We start from the raw sequence: 302 nt of genomic DNA on the forward strand, positions 1-302 counted from the left end.
GCCAATGTTCATGGGTGATAGCGATCCCGATCTGCAACGCCTGCCGTTTGATGGGGAGTCGTTCTCTCGCGAAATCTGGCTGGTTGTGCATGCCGATCTCAGGCATGCGCCGCCGATTCGCGCGGTCATCGATTTCATCTCGGGCGTGGTCGGCAGGACCTTCGCTCCGCATTTGCGGCAGTAGCGACAACTACGACGCGGGCTTGTAACGTCGGGGACCATTGTCCAATGCTGCCCCGAACCGACATTCACGCTCCGACTTCGTGACTGGCTGAAATGGGTCGGTAGCGACACCTACGAAG

General features: G+C 59.3%; 1 pseudogene. It reads left to right on the forward strand.

Annotated features, from left to right (window positions below):
- Nucleotides 1-184 (forward strand): annotated as a pseudogene (locus SB679_RS23670) (hypothetical protein); the annotation flags it as partial.
- Nucleotides 185-302 lie beyond the last annotated feature (118 nt).

Source organism: Chryseobacterium sp. SIMBA_029 (assembly GCF_046535275.1).
Taxonomy (GTDB): Bacteria; Bacteroidota; Bacteroidia; order Flavobacteriales; family Weeksellaceae; genus Chryseobacterium.